This window comes from Billgrantia sp. Q4P2 (assembly GCF_052806135.1).
Window position 1 is genome coordinate 98,018 of record NZ_JBRBAI010000012.1, and the last position, 21,165, is coordinate 119,182.

The following is a 21,165-nucleotide window of genomic DNA, read 5'->3' on the forward strand; positions in this document are numbered from 1 at the left end:
CGGTACTCGTAGCCGGCCCGTGAGAGCCGGCACGACGCGATCAGCGACGCTTACTTCGAGTACAGCTCGACGATCAGGTTTTCGTTGATGTCGGCCGACAGGTCGCCGCGTTCCGGGATAGCCTTGAAGGTGCCTTCCATCTTCTTCGCGTCCACCTCGATCCAGGCGACTTCGCCACGATTGGCAGCGATGGAAAGCGCACTCTGGATGCGCGCCTGGTTCTTCGCCTTCTCGCGAACGGAAACCACGTCGCCGGGCTTGACCTGATAGGAAGCCACGTTGACGGTACGGCCATTGACCGCGATCGCCTTGTGGCTCACCAGCTGGCGCGCCTCGGAACGGGTGGAACCGAAGCCCATGCGGTAGACGACGTTGTCCAGTCGGGATTCGAGCAGCTGCAGCAGCACTTCGCCGGTAGCGCCCGAGCGACGGGCAGCTTCCTTGTAGTAGCTGCGGAACTGCTTCTCGAGTACGCCGTAGATGCGACGCACTTTCTGCTTCTCACGAAGCTGCAAGCCGTAGTCGGAAAGACGCTGACGGCGCTGGCCGTGCACACCCGGGATCTGCTCGGATTTGCACTTCTTCTCGAAGGGAGTCACACCGCTCTTCAGAAAGAGGTCGGTGCCTTCACGACGAGACAGTTTGCACTTCGGTCCAATATAACGAGCCATGAATCTGTCTCCTTAAACGCGGCGTTTCTTCGGCGGACGGCAGCCATTGTGGGGAATGGGCGTCGCGTCAGTGATGCTCTGCACGCGGAAGCCGGCGGCACTCAGAGCGCGCACGGCGGATTCACGGCCAGGACCGGGGCCCTTGACCAGCACGTCGACGTTTTTCACACCATACTCGGCTGCAGCGGTCGCTGCACGTTCGCTTGCCACTTGAGCAGCGAACGGGGTGCTCTTGCGAGAACCACGAAAACCCGAACCACCGGCAGTTGCCCATGAAAGAGCATTGCCCTGGCGGTCTGTGATCGTCACGATCGTGTTGTTAAAAGAGGCGTGGATGTGCGCGACGGCGTCCACTACCTGCTTTTTAACCTTTTTACGGTTGCTACGCGGGTTAGCCATGTTGATGTCTATTCCTGTCTTTACGCCAGAACGTGCGTGTTACTTGCGGATCGGCTTACGCGGGCCCTTACGGGTACGCGCGTTAGTCTTGGTCCGCTGACCACGCAGCGGAAGACTACGACGATGACGCAGACCACGATAGCAACCCAGGTCCATGAGACGCTTGATGTTCAGCGTCACATCACGACGAAGGTCACCTTCCACGGTGTACTTGCCAACCTCGGCACGCAGGGCATCGACCTCTTCAGAGGAGAGCTCCTGGATCTTGGTGGTCGGCGCGATGCCGGTGGCGGCACAGATTTCCTGCGCACGCGTACGGCCAATCCCGAAGATATAGGTCAGCGAGATCGCCGCATGCTTGTTGTCCGGGATATTGACGCCTGCAATACGGGCCATCAGCTTTCTCCGAAATTTGAGCGGCTTGCTCGATTAGTTACTACAAAAGGCGCAACAGCATACCCCTTTACCCACCTTCGGGCAAGGGGTATGCCGGCACCGCTTTCTACAAACGCCAGAATCAACCCTGGCGCTGCTTGTGCCGCGGCTCGATGCAGATGACGCGGACCGCGCCATTACGCCGAATGATCTTGCAGTTGCGGCACATCTTCTTGACGGAAGCTCGAACTTTCATCGTTCCTTCTCCAAAATCGGCACGCGGCGCGCCAAATCACCGGCGGCGCTGCTCAGCGCATCATGCCGCCGCTGCCATAGCCTTTCAGGTTGGACTTCTTCATCACCGATTCGTACTGATGCGACATGAGATGCGACTGCACCTGGGCCATGAAGTCCATGATGACCACGACCACGATCAGCAGCGAGGTACCGCCGAAGAAGAACGGCACGTTCCAGGCCACGATCAGGAACTGGGGCATCAGGGAAACCGCAGTGATGTACAGGGCACCGAACAGGGTCAGACGAGTCATGACCTTGTCGACATAGCGAGCGGTCTGCTCACCAGGGCGAATACCCGGCAGGAAAGCCCCTGACTTCTTGAGGTTGTCAGCGACATCCTTGGGGTTGAAGACCAGCGCTGTGTAAAAGAAGCAGAAGAATACCACCGCCGCCGCGAAAAGCAAGATGTACAACGGCTGTCCCGGACCCAGGGCCTGGGATGCCCGCTGCAGCCACTCCATGCCGTCACCGGCTCCGACCCACTGGCCGATGGAGGCGGGGAACAGCAGGATGCTGGAAGCGAAGATCGGCGGAATCACGCCGGCCATGTTCACCTTCAGCGGCAGGTAGCTGCTCTGCCCAGCATACATCTTGTTACCGACCTGGCGCCGTGGGTAGTTCACTGTGATGCGGCGCTGGCCGCGCTCGATGAACACCACGAAAGCCACGGTCGCCACGCCCAGTACGGAGAGGGCCAGCAGCGGCAGCACGTTCCACGCGCCTTCGTTGCGGGCCAGCTCGAACGCCTGCCCCACCGCACCCGGCAGGCCAGCGACGATACCGGCGAAGATCAGCAGCGAGATACCGTTGCCGATACCCTTCTCGGTAATCTGCTCACCCAGCCACATCAGGAACACCGCCCCCGACACGAAAGTGACGATCGCAGTGAAATAGAAGCTGAAATCAGCGGTATAGGCGATGCCCTGGCTGGCCAGGCCCACCGACATGCCGGTGGCCTGGACGAAGGCCAGCAGCACGGTACCGTAGCGAGTGTACTGGCTGATCTTGCGACGGCCGGCCTCGCCCTCCTTCTTCAACTGCTCGAGGTGGGGCGAGACCGCGGTCAGCAGCTGCATGATGATCGACGCCGAGATGTAGGGCATGATGCCCAGGGCGAAGATACTCATGCGCTCCAGTGCACCACCCGAGAACATGTTGAACAGTCCCAGGATGGTGCCCTGCTGCTCCCTGAACAAGGCAGCAAGCTGGTCAGGATTGATACCGGGAACGGGAATATGGGCACCGATACGGTACACCACGATGGCGAGGAGCACGAAGCGCAGACGCGCCCACAGTTCACTCAGACCGCTGCCCATCGCCGGCATGTTTCCTGACTTGGCCATTTAGTCCTCTACCTTGCCACCAGCGGCTTCGATCGCGGCACGGGCACCCTTGGTGACCTTGATGCCGCGAACCGTGACCGCCTTGTTGACGTCGCCGGAAAGAATGATCTTCGCGTGCAGAGTGGCATCCTTGAGCACGTTGGCCTGCTTCAGGGTCTCCAGGGTAACTTCATTACCCTCGACCTTGGCCAGTTCGCTCAGGCGCACCTCTTCGGAGACCAGCGACTTCATGGAAGTGAAGCCGAACTTGGGCAGGCGCCGCTGCAACGGCATCTGACCGCCCTCGAAGCCGGGCTTCACGCTGCCGCCGCTACGCGACTTCTGGCCCTTGTGGCCACGGCCGCCGGTCTTGCCCAGACCGGAGCCAATGCCACGGCCGACGCGCTTCTCGGCGTGCTTGGAGCCCGGTGCCGGGCTCAGGCTATTGAGTTTCATGGATTACTCTCCCTCTACCCGCACAAGGTAGTTGACCTTGTGGATCATGCCGCGCACGGCAGGGGTGTCTTCCAGCTCGACCGTATGACCGATGCGGCGCAGCCCCAGGCCCTTCATGGTGGCCTTGTGCTTGGGCAGCGTGCCGATGGTGCTACGGATCTGGGTAACCTTGAGTGTGGCTGCCATGGTATTTACCCCGTGATCGCTTCGACAGACAGACCGCGCTTGGCGGCAATGTCGTCCGGCGATTGCATGGAGGCGAGACCCTTGACGGTCGCGCGCACCACGTTGACCGGATTGGTGGAGCCGTAGCACTTGGCCAGGACGTCATGGACGCCAGCCAGCTCGAGCACGGAGCGCATGGCGCCGCCGGCAATGATCCCGGTACCTTCGGAGGCCGGCTGCATGTACACCTTGGAGGCGCCGTGACGGGCCTTGACCGGGTACTGCAGGGTATGGCCCTTGAGGCTCACCTTGACCATGTTGCGGCGCGCCTGGTCCATGGCCTTCTGGATCGCGACCGGCACTTCACGCGCCTTGCCGCGGCCGAAGCCGACACGACCATTGCCGTCACCCACGACGGTCAGAGCGGTGAAACCGAAGATTCGGCCACCCTTGACCACCTTGGCGACGCGGTTGACCTGCACGAGCTTTTCCTGCAGGTCGCCGGTGTTCTGTTCGTTCTTCGCCATCGTAAAACCCTTTAGAATTCCAGGCCGCCTTCACGTGCGGCGTCGGCCAGGGCCTTCACGCGACCGTGGTACTTGTAACCGGCACGATCGAAGGCCACCTGGGTGATGCCAGCCTGCTTGGCGCGTTCGGCAATCAGCGCACCGACCTTGGCGGCGGCGTCGGAGTTGCCCGTCGCACCCTCGCGCAGGTCCTTGTCCAGCGTGGAAGCGCTGGCCAGCACCTTGCCACCATCCGGCGAGATGATCTGCGCATAGATGTGGCGTGGGGTACGGTTGACGCACAGGCGATACACGCCCAGCTCGCGCATCTTGGCGCGAGCGCGGCGGGCACGACGGAGACGAGATTCTTTCTTCGCGTTCATAACCCTGCCTTACTTCTTCTTGGCTTCTTTACGACGCACTTGCTCGTCGGCATACCGCACACCCTTGCCCTTGTAGGGCTCGGGCGGACGGAAGGCACGAACCTCGGCGGCGACCTGGCCCAGCTTCTGCTTGTCCGCGCTCTTCAGCACGATGACGGTGTTCTTCGGCGTTTCCGCGGAGACACCCTCAGGCAGGGAATACTCGACCGGGTGGGAGAAGCCCAGTGACAGATTCAGCGTCTGGCCACTTGCCTGGGCACGATAGCCGACGCCAACGATTTCGAGGGTCTTGGTGAAGCCCTCGGAGACGCCGGTGACCAGGTTCTGGACCAGAGCACGTGTGGTGCCGGCCATGGCCCAGGACTTGGCGCTCTCGCTCGGATTGAAGGTCAGCTGACCCTCTTCCTGAGCGATGGCCACGTCCGGGTGAACGGTCATGGACAGCGTGCCCTGGCCGCCTTTGACGGTCAGCTGGTCGCCGTCGAGCTTGACGTCGACGCCGGCGGGCACTTTAACCGGATATTTGGCTACGCGGGACATTCCAGACTCCTAGAATACGGTGCAGATGACTTCGCCACCGACGCCCGCCTGGCGAGCGGCACGGTCGGTCATCACGCCCTTGGAGGTGGTGACGATCGCCACACCCATGCCGTCCGCCACCTTGGGCAGTGCATCCTTGCCCTTGTACTGGCGCAGTGACGGCTTGGATACCCGCTGCAGGTGCTCGATGACCGGCTTGCCCTCGAAGTACTTGAGGGTCACGGTCAGTTCGGGCTTGGTACCTTCAGCGACCGCGAAGTCGGTGATATAGCCCTCTTCCTTCAATACGCGGGCCACCGCGACCTTGAGCGTGGAGGACGGCATGGTAACCGTCTCCTTGGTGGCCATCTGCGCATTGCGGATACGGGTGAACATATCCGCCAGAGTGTCTTGCATGCTCATTTACATTGCGCTCCTGATGTTTCCGTGGCGGCTTACCAGCTGGACTTCTTCAGCCCAGGGACCTCGCCACGCATAGCGGCTTCACGCAGCTTGTTACGGCCAAGGCCGAACTTGTTGTAGTAGCCGTGCGGACGACCGGTGATCCGGCAGCGGTTACGCTGACGAACCGGGCTGGAGTCGCGCGGCAACTGCTGCAGTTTCAGCGTCGCCTCGAAGCGCTCTTCGTCGGAAGTATTCACGTTCTGGATGATCGCCTTGAGCTCGGCACGGCGGGCCGCATACTTCTCGACCAGCTTGGTGCGCTTGAGCTCGCGTTCAATCATGCTCTTCTTTGCCATGATCCCACCCTTATTTCTTGAACGGGAAGTTCAGCGCGCTCAGCAGCGCACGACCTTCCTCGTCGGTGTTGGCAGTAGTGGTGATGGTGACATCCAGACCACGAATCCGGTCGATCTTATCATATTCGATCTCCGGGAAGATGATCTGCTCACGCACACCCATGGAGTAGTTGCCGCGACCGTCGAAGGACTTCGGGTTGAGACCACGGAAGTCACGTACGCGGGGGATCGCGATGTTGACCAGACGATCGAGGAATTCCCACATGCGCTCGGCGCGCAGGGTCACCTTGATGCCGATCGGCCAACCTTCGCGCACCTTGAAGCCCGCGATGGACTTGCGCGCATTGGTCACCAGCGGCTTCTGACCGGAGAGCTTCTCCAGGTCGCCGATGGCATTCTCGATCAGCTTCTTGTCGCTGGTCGCGTCACCGATGCCCATGTTGAGGGTCACCTTGGTGATCCGCGGCACCTGCATCACGTTGGCGTAGCTGAACTGCTCTTTGAGCTGAGCCACCACCTCGTTCTGATAACGTTCTTTCAAGTTCGCCATTTTGCTACCCGACTCGCGTTAGGCGTCGATCTGCGTCTGCGTCGACTTGTAGATACGTACCTTGGTACCGTCTTCCTTAACCTGGAAGCCGACGCGATCCGCCTTACCGGTCTCCGAGTTGAAGATCGCCACGTTGGACGCGTGAATCGGAGCCTCGCGCTCGACGATACCGCCCTGATTGCCCGCCATAGGATTGGGCTTGGTGTGACGCTTGATCATGTTCACACCGGACACGACGAAGCGTTCGTCCTTGAGGACGCGCTTGACGGTGCCGCGCTTGCCCTTGTCCTTGCCGGCGATGACGATCACTTCATCGTCACGTTTGATCTTTTGCATGTCCGCTTCGCTCCTTACAGCACTTCAGGCGCCAGGGAAATGATCTTCATGAACTTCTCGGTACGAAGCTCACGAGTCACCGGCCCGAAAATACGGGTGCCGATCGGCTGTTCGTTGGTGTTGTTCAACAGAACTGCCGCATTTCCATCGAAGCGGATCAGCGAGCCGTCGGAACGACGGACACCACTGCGGGTGCGAACCACCACCGCCTTGAGGACCTGGCCTTTCTTGACCTTGCCACGCGGAATGGCTTCCTTCACCGTGACCTTGATGATGTCACCGACACGCGCGTAGCGACGGTGTGAGCCGCCAAGCACCTTGATGCACTGCACCCGGCGCGCTCCGCTGTTGTCGGCGACATCCAGCATTGTCTGAGTCTGAATCATCGGTTTTCTCCAAACCTAATCTGACTGCTCTCGCCGAGCTCAGCCCTTGGCCTGCTCGATCACCTCGACCAGCGTCCAGGCCTTCTTCTTGGACAGCGGACGGCATTCCTGGATGGATACCGTGTCACCGGCCTTGGCCTGGTTCGCCTCGTCATGGGCGTGCAGCTTGGTGGAGCGCTTGACGTACTTGCCGTAGATCGGATGCCGCTCGCGGCGCTCGATCATGACGACAATGGACTTGTCCATCTTGTCGCTCACCACCTTGCCGGTGAGCGTACGGGCTTTCTTTTCTTCGGCCATCTCAGTCACCTGCCTTCTCGTTGAGCACAGTCTTCACCCGGGCGATGTCCCGACGAACCTGCTTGAGCAGATGAGTCTGGCTGAGCTGGCCGGTGGCCTTCTGCATGCGCAGGTTGAACTGCTCGCGGAGGAGTTCGAAGAGCTGCTCCTGGAGCTGCTCGGCTGACTTTTCACGAATTTCCTGGGCTTTCATCACATCACCGTCCGTTTCACAAAGGTGGTGGACACGGGCATCTTCTGCGCAGCCAGGGAGAAGGCCTCACGGGCCAGCTCTTCGGACACGCCTTCGATTTCATACAGGACCCGACCCGGCTGGATCTGTGCGACCCAGTACTCGACGGAGCCCTTGCCCTTACCCATACGGACTTCGAGAGGCTTCTTGGAAATCGGCTTGTCGGGGAAGACGCGGATCCAGATCTTGCCGCCACGCTTGACGTGACGGGTGATCGCACGACGGCCGGCTTCGATCTGACGCGCCGTAATGCGGCCGCGACCGGTTGCCTTGAGGCCGTATTCCCCGAAGCTGATCTTGCTTCCGCGATGCGCCAGGCCACGGTTGCGGCCTTTCATCATCTTGCGGAATTTCATGCGCTTGGGCTGTAACATCGACTCGCTCTCCCCTTACCTGGAACCTTTCTTCTTGGAGGGCGCGGCCTGCGGCTGTTGCTTGGCCTTGGCGCGGACCTCTTCGATGCCCCCGAGGATTTCACCCTTGAAGACCCAAACCTTGACACCGATGATGCCGTAGGTGGTTTTTGCCTCAAAGGTGGCGTAGTCGATGTCCGCACGCAGGGTGTGAAGCGGCACACGGCCTTCGCGGTACCATTCGGTACGTGCGATTTCGGCACCACCGAGGCGACCTGACAACATCACCTTGATACCACCAGCACCCAGGCGCATGGCGTTCTGTACGGAACGCTTCATGGCACGACGGAACATGACGCGGCGCTCGAGCTGGCCGGCGATGTTCTGCGCGACGAGCTTGGCGTCGAGTTCCGGCTTGCGAACTTCCTCGATGTTGACGTGCACGGGCACGCCCATCATCGCGGTGACGTCGCGACGCAGCTTGTCGACGTCCTCGCCCTTCTTGCCAATCACGATGCCCGGACGGGCGGTGTGAATGGTAATGCGGGCGTTGTTGGCCGGACGCTCGATATGGATGCGGCTCACGGACGCGTTCTTCAGACGCTCTTCGAGGAAGCGACGCACCTCGAGATCGTTGTTCAACTTGTCGGCATAAGCACCGCGCTCGGCATACCACACCGAGGAGTGGTCCTTGACGATACCCAGCCGAATACCTGTCGGATGTACTTTCTGACCCATCTGGTCGACTCCTACTTCTCGGCTACCTTGACGGTGATGTGGCAAGTGCGCTTCAGGATGCGATCCGCACGGCCCTTGGCCCGCGGCTTGATGCGCTTGAGCGTCATGCCCTCATCGACGCAGATGGTCGAGACACGCAGCTCGTCGATATCCATGCCGTTGTTTTCTTCCGCATTCGCGATGGCGGACTGCAGCACTTTCTTGACCAGCTTGGCAGCCTTCTTCGGTGAGAAGGTCAGCAGGTCGAGCGCCTCGGCGACCGGTTTACCGCGCACCTGGTCAGCCACCAAACGGGCCTTCTGGGCGGATAAACGAGCGCCACGCAGCTTAGCTGTGACTTCCATCTCTCAATCCTCTCTGGCTTACCGTTTGGCTTTCTTGTCCGCCGCATGTCCGCGATAGGTGCGGGTGGCAGCGAATTCGCCCAGCTTGTGGCCAACCATTTCCTCGGAGACGTGCACCGGGACGTGTTGGCGACCGTTATGGACCGCAATGGTGAGCCCGACCATGTTCGGCAGGATCATGGAACGACGCGACCAGGTCTTGATCGGTTTGCGGTCGTTCTTCTCCACTGCAGCCTCAACCTTCTTCAGCAGATGAAGGTCGATAAAAGGACCTTTCTTCAGTGAACGTGGCACAGCCGTTACCCCTTAATGTCTGTTACTTGGCCTTGCGGCGACGAACGATCAGCGCATCAGTGCGCTTGTTCTTGCGGGTCTTGTGGCCCTTGGTGGGAACGCCCCACGGGGACACCGGGTGACGACCACCGCTGGTGCGGCCTTCACCGCCACCGTGCGGGTGATCCACCGGGTTCATGGCCACACCGCGAACGGTCGGACGCACGCCTCTCCAGCGCTTTGCACCGGCCTTGCCAAGTTGACGCAGGCTGTGCTCAGAGTTGCCCACTTCACCCAGGGTCGCACGGCAGTCTGCCAGCACCTTGCGCATCTCGCCGGAGCGCAGACGCACGGTGGCATAGCTGCCTTCACGGGCGACCAACTGGGCGCTGGTACCGGCACTGCGAGCGATCTGCGCACCCTTGCCGGGCTTCAGCTCGATGCAGTGAACGGTGGAACCCAGCGGGATGTTGCGCAGCGGAAGGGTGTTGCCCTTCTTGATCGCCGCATTCACGCCGGACTCGAGTTTGTCGCCAGCACTCACGCCCTTGGGCGCGATGATGTAGCGACGCTCGCCGTCCAGGTACTTCAGCAGCGCGATATGAGCGCTACGGTTGGGATCGTACTCGAGACGCTCAACGATGGCGGGAACGCCATCCTTGGTACGCTTGAAGTCGATGACCCGGTAGTGCTGACGGTGACCACCGCCCACGTGACGGGTGGTGATGCGACCGTTGTTGTTACGTCCGCCGCTGCGCGACTGCTTCTCGAGCAGCGGCGCGTAGGGCTTGCCCTTGTGCAGGCCTTCGCTGACGACCTTGACGACGTGGCGACGACCGGCGGATGTGGGTTTTGTCTTGACGATTGCCATGATCCGTACTCCTGCCCTTATTCGGCGCCAGTGAAGTCTTCGAGCGTTTCACCAGCAGCCAGGGTCACGTAAGCCTTGCGGTAACCCTGACGGCGGCCCAGACCGTGCGCGCTGCGCTTGGTCTTGCCCTTCATGTTCAGCACCTGGACGCGGTCGACCTTCTTGCCAAACAGCACCTGCACGGCCTGCTTGATTTCCGGCTTGGTCGCGTCGCTGGCCACCTTGAACACATACTGGTTGCGCTCGGCGGCGAAAGCGGCCTTCTCGGTCACGTGCGGACCAAGCAGAACCTTGAATACGCGCTCCTGGTTCATGCCAGCTTCTCCTCGAATTTACGCAGAGCAGAGACGGTGACCAGCACCTTGTCGAAGGCGATCAGGCTCACCGGATCGGCGGCAGCCACATCCACCACATCCACGTTGGGGATGTTACGGGCGGCCAGATAAAGCTTCTCGTCGACTTCCTCAGTGACGATCAGCGCCTTCTCCAGGCCCAGCTCACCCAGCTTGGCGACCAGCTGCTTGGTCTTCGGTGAATCGACAGTGAACTCGTCGATGGCGACCAGACGCTCCTGACGCACCAGCTCGGACAGGATGGAGCGCATCGCTGCGCGGTACATCTTGCGGTTGACTTTCTGCGAGTGGTCCTGCGGACGCGCTGCGAAGGTCACGCCACCGCTGCGCCACAGCGGCGAGCGGATGGTGCCGGCACGAGCACGACCGGTGCCCTTCTGGCGCCACGGCTTCTTGCCGCCGCCACGCACGTCGGAACGGTTCTTCTGGGCGCGGGTGCCCTGACGACCACCGGCCAGATAGGCGGTGACGACCTGGTGAACCAGCGCCTCGTTGAATTCTTTGCCAAAGGTGGCGTCGGCGACTTCGACAGTACCCGCGCCTGCAGCAAGATTCAGATTCATCGGTTCTATCCCCTTCAGCCAGCTTTGACGGCGCTGCGAACGATGACGTCGCTGCCGGTAGCACCAGGCACGGCACCCTTGATCAGCAGCAGGTTGCGCTCGGCATCGACCCGCACGACTTCGAGGCTCTGGACGGTGCAGCGGACATTGCCCATCTGACCGGCCATTTTCTTGCCTTTGAAGACGCGTCCCGGGGTCTGACACATACCGATGGAACCCGGCGCACGATGCGACAGGGAGTTGCCGTGGGTAGCATCCTGGGTACGGAAGTTCCAGCGCTTGACGGCGCCCTGGAAGCCCTTGCCCTTGGAGGTGCCGGTCACGTCGACCTTCTGACCAGCTTCGAAGAGGGATACGGTGAGTTCGCCGCCCACTTCCGGAGCCTCGTCGCCTGCGGCGACACGGAACTCCATCAGCGAACGACCGGCCTCGATACCTGCCTTGGCGTACTGACCTGCTTGTGCCTTGGTGAGGTGCTTGGCCTTGCGGGAGCCGGTCGTGACCTGAATCGCCGCGTAGCCGTCGGACTCGACGGTCTTGACGCTGGTGACGCGATTCGGCTCAACCTCGATCACGGTTACGGGCACGGAAGCGCCATCTTCGGTAAAGACACGGGTCATACCGGCCTTCCTACCGAGCAAACCGATAGTCATTCTCAGTCTCCTTTAGTGTACGGGGCTATCACCCGCTATGGCTGCCCTTTCCAGAGCATTCCACTAGCACGTTGTATGACGCCATCACGGCGTGGCGGCTGCTGCTCCAACTCGTTCGAAAGAGCGCTGGGCCGCGGGTGTCTAGTGTGGTTAGTCGAGCTTGATCTGCACGTCCACGCCAGCGGCGAGGTCGAGCTTCATCAGGGCATCGACGGTCTTTTCGGTCGGCTCGACGATATCGAGCACACGCTTGTGAGTGCGAATCTCGTACTGGTCGCGCGCATCCTTGTTGACGTGCGGCGAAATCAGTACGGTGTAGCGCTCACGATTGGTCGGCAGCGGGATCGGACCGCGCACCTGAGCACCAGTCCGCTTGGCGGTATCAACGATCTCCGCGGCGGACTGGTCGATCAGGCGATGGTCGAATGCCTTCAACCGAATGCGAATCTTTTGGTTCTGCATTTGCCCTAAACTCCAATGGATGTCGACGGCAACCTGCCGCCTACCCACGCATTCAAAGGATGCGCATTATATGCACGCCGAGGGCAAGAGTCAAACACTCCGCCAAGGTGCGCAGAAAGGGGGCTCCTCGCGGAGCCCCCTTCGATCAATCAGAAGCCCGAGGACTTACTGAACGATCTTGGCCACGACGCCGGCGCCGACGGTACGGCCGCCTTCACGGATGGCGAAGCGCAGACCTTCGTCCATGGCGATCGGAGCGATCAGGGTGACGACCATCTTGACGTTGTCGCCCGGCATGACCATCTCGACGCCTTCCGGCAGCTCACAGGTACCGGTGACGTCAGTGGTACGGAAGTAGAACTGCGGACGGTAGCCCTTGAAGAACGGGGTGTGACGACCACCTTCTTCCTTGGACAGCACGTAGACTTCGGCTTCGAAGACGGTGTGCGGGTTGATCGAGCCCGGCTTGGCCAGAACCTGACCACGCTCGACTTCGTCACGCTTGGTGCCGCGCAGCAGGGCGCCGACGTTCTCACCGGCACGACCTTCGTCGAGCAGCTTGCGGAACATCTCGACACCGGTAACGGTAGTCTTGGTGGTGTCCTTGATACCGACGATCTCGACTTCTTCGCCGGCCTTGACGATGCCGCGCTCGATACGACCGGTGACCACGGTACCGCGACCGGAGATGGAGAACACGTCTTCGATCGGCATCAGGAACGGCTGATCGATGGCACGCTCCGGCTCCGGGATGTAGTCGTCCAGGGCCTTGATCAGGTTGGCAACGGCAGTAGTGCCCATGCCGTTCTCGTCTTCACCGTTCAGCGCCATCAGCGCGGAACCGGTGATGATCGGGGTGTCATCGCCCGGGAAGTCGTACTCGTTCAGAAGTTCGCGAACTTCCATCTCGACCAGCTCGAGCAGCTCCTCGTCATCGACCATGTCGGCCTTGTTCAGGAACACGACGATGTACGGAACGCCAACCTGGCGGGACAGCAGGATGTGCTCGCGAGTCTGCGGCATGGGGCCGTCGGCAGCGGAACAGACCAGGATGGCGCCGTCCATCTGCGCAGCACCGGTGATCATGTTCTTGACGTAGTCGGCGTGCCCCGGGCAGTCGACGTGCGCGTAGTGACGCTGCTCAGACTGGTACTCGACGTGAGAGGTAGCGATGGTGATACCACGCTCACGCTCTTCCGGAGCGTTGTCGATGGAGTCGAACTGACGCCATTCACCGCCGAAGACCTCAGCAGAAACGCGAGTCAGGGCCGCAGTCAGAGTGGTCTTGCCGTGGTCGACGTGACCGATGGTGCCGACGTTGACGTGCGGTTTGGAACGTTCGAATTTTTCCTTAGCCACTTCGATAACCTCTTTAACGTTTGCTAGCGGTTAGCCTTTCTGGTTGATGACGGCTTCAACGATGCTGGAGGGCGCCTCTTCGTACTTTGCGAACTCCATGACGTAGCTCGCACGACCCTGGGTCTGAGAACGCAGATCGGTTGCATAACCGAACATCTCACCCAGAGGCACCATCGCGCGGATGATCTTGCCAGAGGAAGAGTCATCCATGCCCTGCACCAGACCGCGGCGACGGTTGAGGTCGCCCATGACGTCACCCATGAAATCCTCGGGGGTCACGACTTCGACCTTCATCACCGGTTCCAGCAGCACGGCCTTGGCCTTGCGCGCCCCTTCCTTGACTGCCATGGAAGAGGCAACCTTGAACGCGTTCTCGTTCGAGTCCACGTCATGGTAGGAGCCATCATACAGCGTGACCTTCACGTCGATCATCGGGTAACCCGCGATGACGCCGTTTTGCAGCTGCTCATAGGCCCCTTTCTCGACGGCACCCACGTATTCCTTGGGTACCACACCGCCGACGATCTCGGAAGCGAACTTGAAGTGCATGTCTTCATCTTCGCCCTTGTCCGCCTCGGTGAGCGGCTCGATACGCAGCCAGACATGACCGTACTGGCCACGACCACCGGACTGACGTACGAACTTGCCTTCCTGCTCGACCTTGCCACGAATGGTCTCGCGGTAAGCGACCTGCGGCTTGCCGATATTGGCTTCGACCTTGAACTCGCGACGCATGCGGTCGACGATGATGTCCAGGTGCAACTCGCCCATGCCGGAGATGATGGTCTGGCCAGTTTCCTCGTCGGTCTTGACGCGGAAGGACGGATCCTCCTGGGCCAGCTTGCCCAGTGCTACGCCCATCTTCTCCTGGTCGGCCTTGGACTTCGGCTCCACGGCCACGGAGATGACCGGATCCGGGAACTCCATGCGCTCGAGTACGATCTTGTTCTCCAGATCGCACAGGGTGTCACCGGTGGTCACGTCCTTCAAGCCGATACAGGCGGCGATGTCGCCGGCGTAGACCTGCTTGATCTCCTCGCGGGAGTTGGAGTGCATCTGCACGATACGGCCGACGCGCTCCTTCTTCTGCTTCACGGAGTTGTAGACGCTGTCCCCGGAGTTGAGCACGCCGGAGTAGACCCGGATGAAGGTCAGCGTGCCGACGAAGGGGTCGGTGGCGATCTTGAACGCCAGCGCGGCAAACGGCGCATTGTCGTCCGCCTCACGGGTGGCGATGGTACCGTCCTTGTCGTCCAGCTCACCCTCGATGGCCTTGACCTCGAGCGGCGACGGCATGTACTCGATGACGGCATCCAGCACCGCCTGCACGCCCTTGTTCTTGAACGCTGAGCCGCAGGTGACCAGCACGACTTCGTTGTCCAAAGTACGGCGACGCAGGCCAGCCTTGATCTCTTCTTTGGAGAGCTCGCCCTCTTCGAGGTACTTGTCCATCAGCTCTTCGGAGGCTTCGGCAGCGGCCTCGACCATCTGCTCGCGGAACTCCTCGGCCTTGGCCTGGAGTTCGGCGGGGATGTCGACGAGTTCGTAGCTCATGCCCTGGTCGGCTTCGCTCCAGAGGATGGCCTTCATCTCGATCAGGTCGATGACGCCCTTGAAGTCTTCCTCGGTGCCCCAGTTGATCTGGATCGGCACCGCGTTGGCACCCAGGCGATCCTTGAGCTGGTCGACGACCATGAAGAAGTCGGCACCGGTACGGTCCATCTTGTTGACGAACACCATGCGCGGCACTTCGTACTTGTTGGCCTGACGCCAGACGGTCTCGGTCTGCGGCTGAACGCCGGAGGAGCCGCAAAGCACCACGACGGCACCGTCGAGCACGCGCAGGGAACGCTCCACCTCGATGGTGAAGTCGACGTGCCCAGGCGTGTCGATGATGTTGATGCGGTGCTCGTCGAACTGCTGGTTCATCCCCTTCCAGAAGGTCGTAACAGCAGCTGAGGTGATGGTGATGCCTCGCTCCTGCTCCTGCTCCATCCAGTCGGTAGTGGCCGCACCGTCATGCACCTCACCCAGCTTGTGAGACAAGCCGGTGTAGAAGAGCACACGCTCGGTGGTTGTGGTCTTGCCCGCGTCGACGTGGGCACAGATCCCGATATTGCGATAGCGGTTGAGAGGTGTCTTGCGTGCCACGGTGAAACTCCCCGTTGGTTGGCGATGCGTTTAGAGGCGCTGCGCTTAGAAACGGTAGTGCGAGAACGCCTTGTTGGCTTCCGCCATGCGATGCACGTCTTCACGCTTCTTGACCGCGGAGCCTTTGCCCTCGGCGGCATCGAGCATCTCGCCAGCGAGACGCTGCACCATGGTCTTCTCACCGCGCTTGCGCGCCGCATCCACCAGCCAGCGCATGGCCAGCGCCTGGCGACGCGACGGACGAACCTCCACCGGCACCTGATAGGTCGCACCGCCGACGCGGCGGGACTTGACCTCGACCATCGGCTGAATGGCTTCCAGCGCGCGATCGAAGATGTCCAGCGGCTCTTCCTTGCTACGCTCGGCAACCGTGTCCAGCGCACCGTAAACGATACGCTCAGCTGTGGACTTCTTGCCGCTGACCATCAGGTGGTTCATGAACTTGGCCAGGCGCTCGCTTCCGAACTTGGGATCCGGCAGGATCTCGCGCTTGGCAACTACTCTTCTTCTAGGCATGACAAGCCCTCTATCGAAGGGTCTTTCAGGCAAACCCGGAACTCCCGCACGCTCTCTTCGAACTCGCGACGCCCGACCTTACTCTTATCAGACCAAAATTGATTCTGGATGCGTACCGAGGCCGATCAGGACTTGGGACGCTTGGTGCCGTACTTGGAACGGCCCTGCTTGCGGTTCTGCACGCCGGAGGTGTCCAGGGCGCCGCGAACGGTGTGATAACGCACACCCGGCAAATCCTTGACACGGCCGCCGCGGATCAGCACGACAGAGTGTTCCTGAAGGTTGTGACCCTCACCGCCGATGTAGGACGAAACCTCGAACCCGTTGGTCAGGCGCACGCGGCAGACCTTACGCAGGGCCGAGTTCGGCTTCTTCGGGGTGGTGGTGTAGACGCGGGTGCAGACACCGCGTTTCTGCGGACAGGCCTGCAGCGCCGGCACGTCGCTCTTGGCGGCGGGGCGCTTGCGCGGCTTGCGCACGAGCTGATTGATCGTTGCCATGTTGTGTAGCTGACTCCAATGGTTGCCTTGCCTTCCAGCGGGCGCGGGCGCACCCACCCCACTGTTAAAGGCTGCGCATTCTAAGGTCTAACGGGGTGAGGCGTCAAGCGCCAGGCATGCCCGGCTACCTGACGCCCTGCCCGCTTACAGCTCGTCGTCGTCCGAGTCGAGCGCGGTGAGCTGGGCACCCAGCTCCTGCTCGACGTCGAAGGCCGACGGATGGAGCAGACGCTCGGTGTCTTCCCGCTTGCGGCGACGCTCCTGATGGTGGGCAAGCCCCGTTCCCGCCGGGATCAGGCGACCGACCACCACGTTCTCCTTCAGGCCGCGCAGGTAATCGCGCTTGCCGGTAACCGCCGCTTCGGTCAACACCCGCGTGGTCTCCTGGAAGGAGGCCGCGGAGATGAACGACTCGGTGGCCAGGCTGGCCTTGGTGATACCCAGCAGCACCCGCTGGTATTTGGCCGGGAACTTCTCGGCCTGCACCAGGCGGCTGTTCTCCTCGAGCACCTTGACCAGTTCGACCTGGTCACCCGGGATGAACTCGGAGTCGCCGGAGTCGGTAATCTCCACCTTGCGCAGCATCTGACGCACGATCACTTCGATGTGCTTGTCGTTGATGCCCACGCCCTGGAGGCGGTAGACCTCCTGGATCTCGGCGGTGATGTACTTGGCCAGCTCCGCCACGCCCAGCAGCCGCAGGATGTCGTGCGGGTTGCTCGGACCGTCGGAGATCACCTCGCCCTTCTCCACCGTCTCGCCTTCGAAGACCGCGATCTGGCGCCACTTCGGAATCAGCGCCTCGAACGGATCGCTGCCGTCTTCCGGCGTAATCGTCAGGCGGCGCTTGCCCTTGGTCTCCTTGCCGAAGCTGATGGTACCGCTGATCTCGGCGAGGATGGCCGGCTCTTTCGGCTTGCGCGCCTCGAACAGGTCGGCCACGCGGGGCAGACCCCCGGTGATGTCCTTGTTGCCTGAGGCTTCGACCGGAATCCGCGCGACGATCTCGCCGATACCGATCTGGGCGCCGTTGTCGACAGAGACGATCGCCTTGCCCGGCAGCAGGTACTGCACCGGCGTGTTGGAACCCGTCACGCTGATCGGCTCGCCGCTCTCGTCGGTGAGCAGGATCATCGGACGACTGTCGCGCCCGGCCTGCGGACGCGCCGCAGACTCGATCACCTCGATCGACGACAGGCCGGTCATTTCGTCCACGCTGCGGTGGATGGTGACGCCGTCGACCATGTCGACGTACTGCACCTTGCCCTCGACCTCGGCAATGATCGGGTGGGTATGCGGGTCCCACTTGGCGACCATCTGGCCGGCTTCGACCGCCGCGCCGTCCTTGATCGACAGCTCGGCACCATAGGGCAGTTTGTAGTACTCGCGCTCGCGGCCATGGTCGTCGGCCACTGCCAGGGCGCTGGAGCGGGATACCACCACCAGCTTGCCGTCGGCACGCTCGACGAATTTCATGTTGTGCAGGCGTACCTTGCCGCCGTGCTTGACCTGGACGCTGTCCACCGCGGAGGCGCGCGATGCCGCACCGCCGATGTGGAAGGTCCGCATGGTCAGCTGGGTACCCGGCTCACCGATCGACTGGGCAGCGATAACGCCGACCGCCTCGCCGATGTTGACCTGATGCCCGCGGGCCAGGTCACGACCGTAGCAGGACGAACAGACGCCGTGAGTCGACTCACAGGCAATGGCGCTACGCACCACGATCTCGTCGACGCCCATGGTATCGAGACGTTCGCACCAGGCTTCATCAAGCAGGGTGCCCTTCTCGATCAGCACTTCGTCGGTGCTGGGATCGATGACGTCCTGCGCCACCACGCGACCCAGCACGCGCTGGGCCAGGGAGACGATGATGTCGCCACCTTCGATGACCGGGTGCAGGGTCAGGCCCTGCTCGGTGCCACAGTCGGGCTCGGTGATGACCATGTCCTGGGCCACGTCGACCAGGCGCCGGGTCAGATAACCGGAGTTGGCGGTCTTGAGTGCCGTATCGGCCAGACCTTTCCGCGCACCGTGGGTCGAGATGAAGTACTGCAGTACGTTCAGACCCTCGCGGAAGTTGGCCACGATCGGCGTCTCGATGATCGAGCCGTCCGGCTTGGCCATCAGGCCACGCATACCCGCCAGCTGACGAATCTGGGCGGCACTACCCCGGGCGCCGGAGTCGGCCATGATGAACACGCTGTTGAACGAGTCCTGCTCCACCTCGTTGCCGTCGCGATCGATCACGGTCTCCTTGGAGATGCCCGCCATCATCGCCTTGGCCACCTTGTCGTTGGCCTTGGACCAGATGTCGATGACCTTGTTGTACTTCTCACCGGCGGTGACGAGGCCGGAGGAGAACTGATCCTCGATCTCCTTGACCTCGGCCTCGGCCGCCTCGACGATCTCCGTCTTGGCCTCCGGGATGACGAAGTCGTTGACGCCGATGGAGGCGCCGGACCAGGTCGCCATGCGGAAACCGGTGTACATCAGCTGGTCGGCAAAGATGACCGTCGGCTTGAGACCGGCACGGCGATACACCTCGTTGAGCAGCTTGGAGATCGCCTTCTTCTTCATCGGCTGGTCGACCAGCTCGAAGGGCACGCCGTCGGGCAGGATGCGGAACAGCAGCGCACGACCCACGGTGGTGTCGTAGAGGGTGCGCGTCGTGTTCTGCTCGCCGGTCTCCTCGTCGACCAGCACCTCGGTGAGGCGCACCTTGACCCGTGCGTGCAGCGACACGTTCTGGCTACCGAAGGCGCGCTCGACCTCGTTGAGGCCGGAGAACACCATGCCCTCGCCCTTGGCGTTGATCTTCTCGCGGGTCATGTAATACAGACCCAGCACCACGTCCTGGGACGGCACGATGATCGGATCACCGTTGGCCGGCGACAGCACGTTGTTGGTGGCCATCATGAGCGCCCGCGCCTCGAGCTGGGCTTCCAGCGTCAGCGGCACGTGCACCGCCATCTGGTCACCGTCGAAGTCGGCGTTGTAGGCGGCACACACCAGCGGGTGCAGCTGGATCGCCTTGCCCTCGATCAGCAGCGGCTCGAAGGCCTGGATGCCCAGGCGGTGCAGGGTCGGCGCACGGTTGAGCAGCACCGGGTGCTCGCGGATGACGTCGGCGAGGATGTCCCACACTTCGGGCAGCTCGCGCTCGACCATCTTCTTGGCCGCCTTGATGGTGGAGGCGTAGCCCAGCGACTGCAGCTTGGAGTAGATGAACGGCTTGAACAGCTCGAGCGCCATCTTCTTGGGCAGACCGCACTGGTGCAGGCGCAGGGTCGGACCGACGGTGATGACCGAACGGCCGGAGTAGTCGACGCGCTTGCCCAGCAGGTTCTGACGGAAGCGCCCCTGCTTGCCCTTGATCATGTCGGCCAGCGACTTCAGCGGACGCTTGTTGGAGCCGGTGATGGCGCGACCGCGACGACCGTTGTCCAGCAGTGCATCGACCGCTTCCTGCAGCATGCGCTTCTCGTTGCGCACGATGATGTCAGGCGCATTGAGGTCGAGCAGACGCTTCAGGCGGTTGTTGCGGTTGATCACCCGACGGTACAGGTCGTTGAGGTCGGAGGTCGCGAAGCGGCCGCCGTCCAGCGGCACCAGCGGACGCAGGTCCGGCGGCAGCACCGGCAGCACTTCCATGACCATCCACGCCGGGTCGTTGCCGGAGTTGAGGAAGGCCTCCAGCAGCTTGAGCCGCTTGGAGAGCTTCTTGATCTTGGTCTCGGAGTTGGTCTGCGGGATCTCCTCGCGCAGGCGATCGACCTCTTCAGAGAGGTCGATGTCCTTGAGCAGGGCCTGGATCGCCTCGGCGCCCATGCGGGCGTCGAAGTCATCACCGAACTCTTCGAGGGCCTCGAAGTACTGCTCGTCGTTGAGCAGCTGGCCGCGCTCCAGGGTGGTCATGCCCGGGTCGATGACCACGAAGCTCTCGAAGTAGAGCACCCGCTCGATGTCGCGCAGGGTCATGTCGAGGAACATGCCGATACGCGACGGCAGCGACTTGAGGAACCAGATGTGCGCGACGGGGCTGGCCAGCTCGATGTGGCCCATGCGCTCGCGGCGCACCGCCGCCTTGGTCACCTCGACGCCGCACTTCTCGCAGATGATGCCGCGGTGCTTCATGCGCTTGTACTTGCCGCACAGGCACTCGTAGTCCTTCACCGGACCGAAGATCTTGGCGCAGAACAGCCCGTCCCGCTCCGGCTTGAAGGTGCGGTAGTTGATGGTCTCGGGTTTCTTGACCTCGCCATAGGACCAGGAGCGAATCATGTCCGGCGAGGCGAGCGAGATCTTGATCGCATCGAACTCTTCGGACTGTGATTGCGATTTGAGGACTTTCACCAAATCTTTCATGGAGTC

General features: G+C 61.8%; 31 protein-coding genes. All 31 read right to left on the bottom strand.

The genetic code is table 11. The features are described from left to right. Window positions 1-50 precede the first annotated feature (50 nt). The gene (gene rpsD / locus ACUY1T_RS18565) at window positions 51-671 is read right to left on the bottom strand and encodes a 30S ribosomal protein S4 (RefSeq protein WP_411796748.1); all 621 of its coding nucleotides are present in this window, start codon (window positions 669-671) and stop codon (window positions 51-53) included. Window positions 672-683: 12 nt separating this feature from the next. Further along, the gene (rpsK, locus tag ACUY1T_RS18570; protein ID WP_010626488.1) at window positions 684-1,070 is read right to left on the bottom strand and encodes a 30S ribosomal protein S11; all 387 of its coding nucleotides are present in this window, start codon (window positions 1,068-1,070) and stop codon (window positions 684-686) included. 39 nt (window positions 1,071-1,109) lie between these two features. Next, window positions 1,110-1,466, bottom strand: a complete 357-nt coding sequence (rpsM, locus tag ACUY1T_RS18575) for a 30S ribosomal protein S13 (protein WP_010626487.1) — start codon at window positions 1,464-1,466, stop codon at window positions 1,110-1,112. A 121-nt stretch (window positions 1,467-1,587) separates the two neighbouring features. Continuing rightward, entirely contained in the window at window positions 1,588-1,701 is a 114-nt protein-coding gene (gene rpmJ, locus ACUY1T_RS18580; protein WP_009099023.1) for a 50S ribosomal protein L36, read from the bottom strand. A gap of 52 nt (window positions 1,702-1,753) precedes the next feature. Then, a complete protein-coding gene (secY, locus tag ACUY1T_RS18585) occupies window positions 1,754-3,085 on the bottom strand; it encodes a preprotein translocase subunit SecY (RefSeq protein ID WP_446025060.1) in 1,332 nt (443 codons plus the stop codon). Continuing rightward, window positions 3,086-3,520 (bottom strand): 50S ribosomal protein L15, encoded by a 435-nt coding sequence (rplO, locus tag ACUY1T_RS18590; RefSeq protein ID WP_446025061.1) that lies wholly within the window; start codon window positions 3,518-3,520, stop codon window positions 3,086-3,088. A gap of 3 nt (window positions 3,521-3,523) precedes the next feature. Beyond that, complete coding sequence (gene rpmD / locus ACUY1T_RS18595; RefSeq protein WP_010626484.1) at window positions 3,524-3,706, bottom strand: 50S ribosomal protein L30; 183 nt, start codon at window positions 3,704-3,706, stop codon at window positions 3,524-3,526. 5 nt (window positions 3,707-3,711) lie between these two features. Beyond that, on the bottom strand, window positions 3,712-4,212 hold the full coding sequence (gene rpsE / locus ACUY1T_RS18600; protein WP_111413348.1) for a 30S ribosomal protein S5: 501 nt from the start codon (window positions 4,210-4,212) through the stop codon (window positions 3,712-3,714). An 11-nt stretch (window positions 4,213-4,223) separates the two neighbouring features. Then, window positions 4,224-4,574, bottom strand: a complete 351-nt coding sequence (gene rplR / locus ACUY1T_RS18605; protein WP_111413347.1) for a 50S ribosomal protein L18 — start codon at window positions 4,572-4,574, stop codon at window positions 4,224-4,226. A gap of 9 nt (window positions 4,575-4,583) precedes the next feature. Then, a complete protein-coding gene (gene rplF / locus ACUY1T_RS18610; RefSeq protein WP_446025062.1) occupies window positions 4,584-5,114 on the bottom strand; it encodes a 50S ribosomal protein L6 in 531 nt (176 codons plus the stop codon). 9 nt (window positions 5,115-5,123) lie between these two features. Further along, a complete protein-coding gene (rpsH, locus tag ACUY1T_RS18615) occupies window positions 5,124-5,516 on the bottom strand; it encodes a 30S ribosomal protein S8 (protein ID WP_446025063.1) in 393 nt (130 codons plus the stop codon). A 32-nt stretch (window positions 5,517-5,548) separates the two neighbouring features. Further along, on the bottom strand, window positions 5,549-5,854 hold the full coding sequence (rpsN, locus tag ACUY1T_RS18620) for a 30S ribosomal protein S14 (protein WP_167119216.1): 306 nt from the start codon (window positions 5,852-5,854) through the stop codon (window positions 5,549-5,551). 10 nt (window positions 5,855-5,864) lie between these two features. After that, the gene (gene rplE, locus ACUY1T_RS18625; RefSeq protein WP_228575003.1) at window positions 5,865-6,404 is read right to left on the bottom strand and encodes a 50S ribosomal protein L5; all 540 of its coding nucleotides are present in this window, start codon (window positions 6,402-6,404) and stop codon (window positions 5,865-5,867) included. Between the two features lie 18 nt (window positions 6,405-6,422). Further along, entirely contained in the window at window positions 6,423-6,740 is a 318-nt protein-coding gene (gene rplX, locus ACUY1T_RS18630) for a 50S ribosomal protein L24 (protein ID WP_086507996.1), read from the bottom strand. Window positions 6,741-6,754: 14 nt separating this feature from the next. Beyond that, window positions 6,755-7,126: a 50S ribosomal protein L14 gene (gene rplN / locus ACUY1T_RS18635; protein ID WP_010626476.1), complete on the bottom strand. Its 372-nt coding sequence runs from the start codon at window positions 7,124-7,126 to the stop codon at window positions 6,755-6,757. Between the two features lie 39 nt (window positions 7,127-7,165). Then, the gene (gene rpsQ / locus ACUY1T_RS18640; protein ID WP_159555891.1) at window positions 7,166-7,426 is read right to left on the bottom strand and encodes a 30S ribosomal protein S17; all 261 of its coding nucleotides are present in this window, start codon (window positions 7,424-7,426) and stop codon (window positions 7,166-7,168) included. 1 nt (window position 7,427) lies between these two features. Continuing rightward, a complete protein-coding gene (gene rpmC, locus ACUY1T_RS18645) occupies window positions 7,428-7,619 on the bottom strand; it encodes a 50S ribosomal protein L29 (RefSeq protein ID WP_040183129.1) in 192 nt (63 codons plus the stop codon). Then, window positions 7,619-8,032, bottom strand: a complete 414-nt coding sequence (gene rplP, locus ACUY1T_RS18650) for a 50S ribosomal protein L16 (protein ID WP_149328165.1) — start codon at window positions 8,030-8,032, stop codon at window positions 7,619-7,621. Before rplP ends, rpmC begins: the two co-directional genes overlap by 1 nt. 15 nt (window positions 8,033-8,047) lie before the next feature. After that, complete coding sequence (gene rpsC, locus ACUY1T_RS18655; protein ID WP_228575009.1) at window positions 8,048-8,749, bottom strand: 30S ribosomal protein S3; 702 nt, start codon at window positions 8,747-8,749, stop codon at window positions 8,048-8,050. 11 nt (window positions 8,750-8,760) lie between these two features. After that, a complete protein-coding gene (rplV, locus tag ACUY1T_RS18660; protein ID WP_010626471.1) occupies window positions 8,761-9,093 on the bottom strand; it encodes a 50S ribosomal protein L22 in 333 nt (110 codons plus the stop codon). Window positions 9,094-9,111: 18 nt separating this feature from the next. Then, window positions 9,112-9,387, bottom strand: a complete 276-nt coding sequence (rpsS, locus tag ACUY1T_RS18665) for a 30S ribosomal protein S19 (protein ID WP_009098993.1) — start codon at window positions 9,385-9,387, stop codon at window positions 9,112-9,114. Window positions 9,388-9,409: 22 nt separating this feature from the next. Beyond that, a complete protein-coding gene (gene rplB / locus ACUY1T_RS18670) occupies window positions 9,410-10,237 on the bottom strand; it encodes a 50S ribosomal protein L2 (protein ID WP_446025064.1) in 828 nt (275 codons plus the stop codon). Window positions 10,238-10,254: 17 nt separating this feature from the next. Next, on the bottom strand, window positions 10,255-10,551 hold the full coding sequence (rplW, locus tag ACUY1T_RS18675; protein ID WP_010626469.1) for a 50S ribosomal protein L23: 297 nt from the start codon (window positions 10,549-10,551) through the stop codon (window positions 10,255-10,257). Continuing rightward, window positions 10,548-11,153 carry a 50S ribosomal protein L4 gene (rplD, locus tag ACUY1T_RS18680; protein ID WP_446025065.1) on the bottom strand — a complete coding sequence of 202 codons (606 nt, stop codon included), beginning with the start codon at window positions 11,151-11,153 and terminating at the stop codon, window positions 10,548-10,550. The genes rplW and rplD overlap by 4 nt, the downstream gene beginning before the upstream one ends. A 14-nt stretch (window positions 11,154-11,167) precedes the next feature. Beyond that, window positions 11,168-11,806: a 50S ribosomal protein L3 gene (gene rplC / locus ACUY1T_RS18685; RefSeq protein WP_446025066.1), complete on the bottom strand. Its 639-nt coding sequence runs from the start codon at window positions 11,804-11,806 to the stop codon at window positions 11,168-11,170. A 150-nt stretch (window positions 11,807-11,956) separates the two neighbouring features. Beyond that, on the bottom strand, window positions 11,957-12,268 hold the full coding sequence (gene rpsJ, locus ACUY1T_RS18690; RefSeq protein WP_010626466.1) for a 30S ribosomal protein S10: 312 nt from the start codon (window positions 12,266-12,268) through the stop codon (window positions 11,957-11,959). A 165-nt stretch (window positions 12,269-12,433) separates the two neighbouring features. Continuing rightward, the gene (gene tuf / locus ACUY1T_RS18695; RefSeq protein ID WP_263581365.1) at window positions 12,434-13,627 is read right to left on the bottom strand and encodes an elongation factor Tu; all 1,194 of its coding nucleotides are present in this window, start codon (window positions 13,625-13,627) and stop codon (window positions 12,434-12,436) included. Window positions 13,628-13,657: 30 nt separating this feature from the next. Continuing rightward, window positions 13,658-15,778: an elongation factor G gene (fusA, locus tag ACUY1T_RS18700; RefSeq protein ID WP_446025067.1), complete on the bottom strand. Its 2,121-nt coding sequence runs from the start codon at window positions 15,776-15,778 to the stop codon at window positions 13,658-13,660. Between the two features lie 45 nt (window positions 15,779-15,823). Then, window positions 15,824-16,294: a 30S ribosomal protein S7 gene (rpsG, locus tag ACUY1T_RS18705; protein ID WP_159554817.1), complete on the bottom strand. Its 471-nt coding sequence runs from the start codon at window positions 16,292-16,294 to the stop codon at window positions 15,824-15,826. A 125-nt stretch (window positions 16,295-16,419) separates the two neighbouring features. After that, window positions 16,420-16,794 carry a 30S ribosomal protein S12 gene (gene rpsL, locus ACUY1T_RS18710; protein WP_010626462.1) on the bottom strand — a complete coding sequence of 125 codons (375 nt, stop codon included), beginning with the start codon at window positions 16,792-16,794 and terminating at the stop codon, window positions 16,420-16,422. Between the two features lie 144 nt (window positions 16,795-16,938). Further along, entirely contained in the window at window positions 16,939-21,159 is a 4,221-nt protein-coding gene (gene rpoC / locus ACUY1T_RS18715) for a DNA-directed RNA polymerase subunit beta' (RefSeq protein ID WP_446025068.1), read from the bottom strand. Window positions 21,160-21,165 lie beyond the last annotated feature (6 nt).

Coding starts and splice junctions, on each gene's coding strand:
- rpsD (WP_411796748.1), bottom strand. CDS start 671: ATGGCTCGTTATATTGGACCGAAGTGCAAACTGTCTCGTCGTGAAGGC.
- rpsK (WP_010626488.1), bottom strand. CDS start 1,070: ATGGCTAACCCGCGTAGCAACCGTAAAAAGGTTAAAAAGCAGGTAGTG.
- rpsM (WP_010626487.1), bottom strand. CDS start 1,466: ATGGCCCGTATTGCAGGCGTCAATATCCCGGACAACAAGCATGCGGCG.
- rpmJ (WP_009099023.1), bottom strand. CDS start 1,701: ATGAAAGTTCGAGCTTCCGTCAAGAAGATGTGCCGCAACTGCAAGATC.
- secY (WP_446025060.1), bottom strand. CDS start 3,085: ATGGCCAAGTCAGGAAACATGCCGGCGATGGGCAGCGGTCTGAGTGAA.
- rplO (WP_446025061.1), bottom strand. CDS start 3,520: ATGAAACTCAATAGCCTGAGCCCGGCACCGGGCTCCAAGCACGCCGAG.
- rpmD (WP_010626484.1), bottom strand. CDS start 3,706: ATGGCAGCCACACTCAAGGTTACCCAGATCCGTAGCACCATCGGCACG.
- rpsE (WP_111413348.1), bottom strand. CDS start 4,212: ATGGCGAAGAACGAACAGAACACCGGCGACCTGCAGGAAAAGCTCGTG.
- rplR (WP_111413347.1), bottom strand. CDS start 4,574: ATGAACGCGAAGAAAGAATCTCGTCTCCGTCGTGCCCGCCGCGCTCGC.
- rplF (WP_446025062.1), bottom strand. CDS start 5,114: ATGTCCCGCGTAGCCAAATATCCGGTTAAAGTGCCCGCCGGCGTCGAC.
- rpsH (WP_446025063.1), bottom strand. CDS start 5,516: ATGAGCATGCAAGACACTCTGGCGGATATGTTCACCCGTATCCGCAAT.
- rpsN (WP_167119216.1), bottom strand. CDS start 5,854: ATGGCAAAGAAGAGCATGATTGAACGCGAGCTCAAGCGCACCAAGCTG.
- rplE (WP_228575003.1), bottom strand. CDS start 6,404: ATGGCGAACTTGAAAGAACGTTATCAGAACGAGGTGGTGGCTCAGCTC.
- rplX (WP_086507996.1), bottom strand. CDS start 6,740: ATGCAAAAGATCAAACGTGACGATGAAGTGATCGTCATCGCCGGCAAG.
- rplN (WP_010626476.1), bottom strand. CDS start 7,126: ATGATTCAGACTCAGACAATGCTGGATGTCGCCGACAACAGCGGAGCG.
- rpsQ (WP_159555891.1), bottom strand. CDS start 7,426: ATGGCCGAAGAAAAGAAAGCCCGTACGCTCACCGGCAAGGTGGTGAGC.
- rpmC (WP_040183129.1), bottom strand. CDS start 7,619: ATGAAAGCCCAGGAAATTCGTGAAAAGTCAGCCGAGCAGCTCCAGGAG.
- rplP (WP_149328165.1), bottom strand. CDS start 8,032: ATGTTACAGCCCAAGCGCATGAAATTCCGCAAGATGATGAAAGGCCGC.
- rpsC (WP_228575009.1), bottom strand. CDS start 8,749: ATGGGTCAGAAAGTACATCCGACAGGTATTCGGCTGGGTATCGTCAAG.
- rplV (WP_010626471.1), bottom strand. CDS start 9,093: ATGGAAGTCACAGCTAAGCTGCGTGGCGCTCGTTTATCCGCCCAGAAG.
- rplB (WP_446025064.1), bottom strand. CDS start 10,237: ATGGCAATCGTCAAGACAAAACCCACATCCGCCGGTCGTCGCCACGTC.
- rplW (WP_010626469.1), bottom strand. CDS start 10,551: ATGAACCAGGAGCGCGTATTCAAGGTTCTGCTTGGTCCGCACGTGACC.
- rplD (WP_446025065.1), bottom strand. CDS start 11,153: ATGAATCTGAATCTTGCTGCAGGCGCGGGTACTGTCGAAGTCGCCGAC.
- rplC (WP_446025066.1), bottom strand. CDS start 11,806: ATGACTATCGGTTTGCTCGGTAGGAAGGCCGGTATGACCCGTGTCTTT.
- rpsJ (WP_010626466.1), bottom strand. CDS start 12,268: ATGCAGAACCAAAAGATTCGCATTCGGTTGAAGGCATTCGACCATCGC.
- rpsG (WP_159554817.1), bottom strand. CDS start 16,294: ATGCCTAGAAGAAGAGTAGTTGCCAAGCGCGAGATCCTGCCGGATCCC.
- rpsL (WP_010626462.1), bottom strand. CDS start 16,794: ATGGCAACGATCAATCAGCTCGTGCGCAAGCCGCGCAAGCGCCCCGCC.
- rpoC (WP_446025068.1), bottom strand. CDS start 21,159: ATGAAAGATTTGGTGAAAGTCCTCAAATCGCAATCACAGTCCGAAGAG.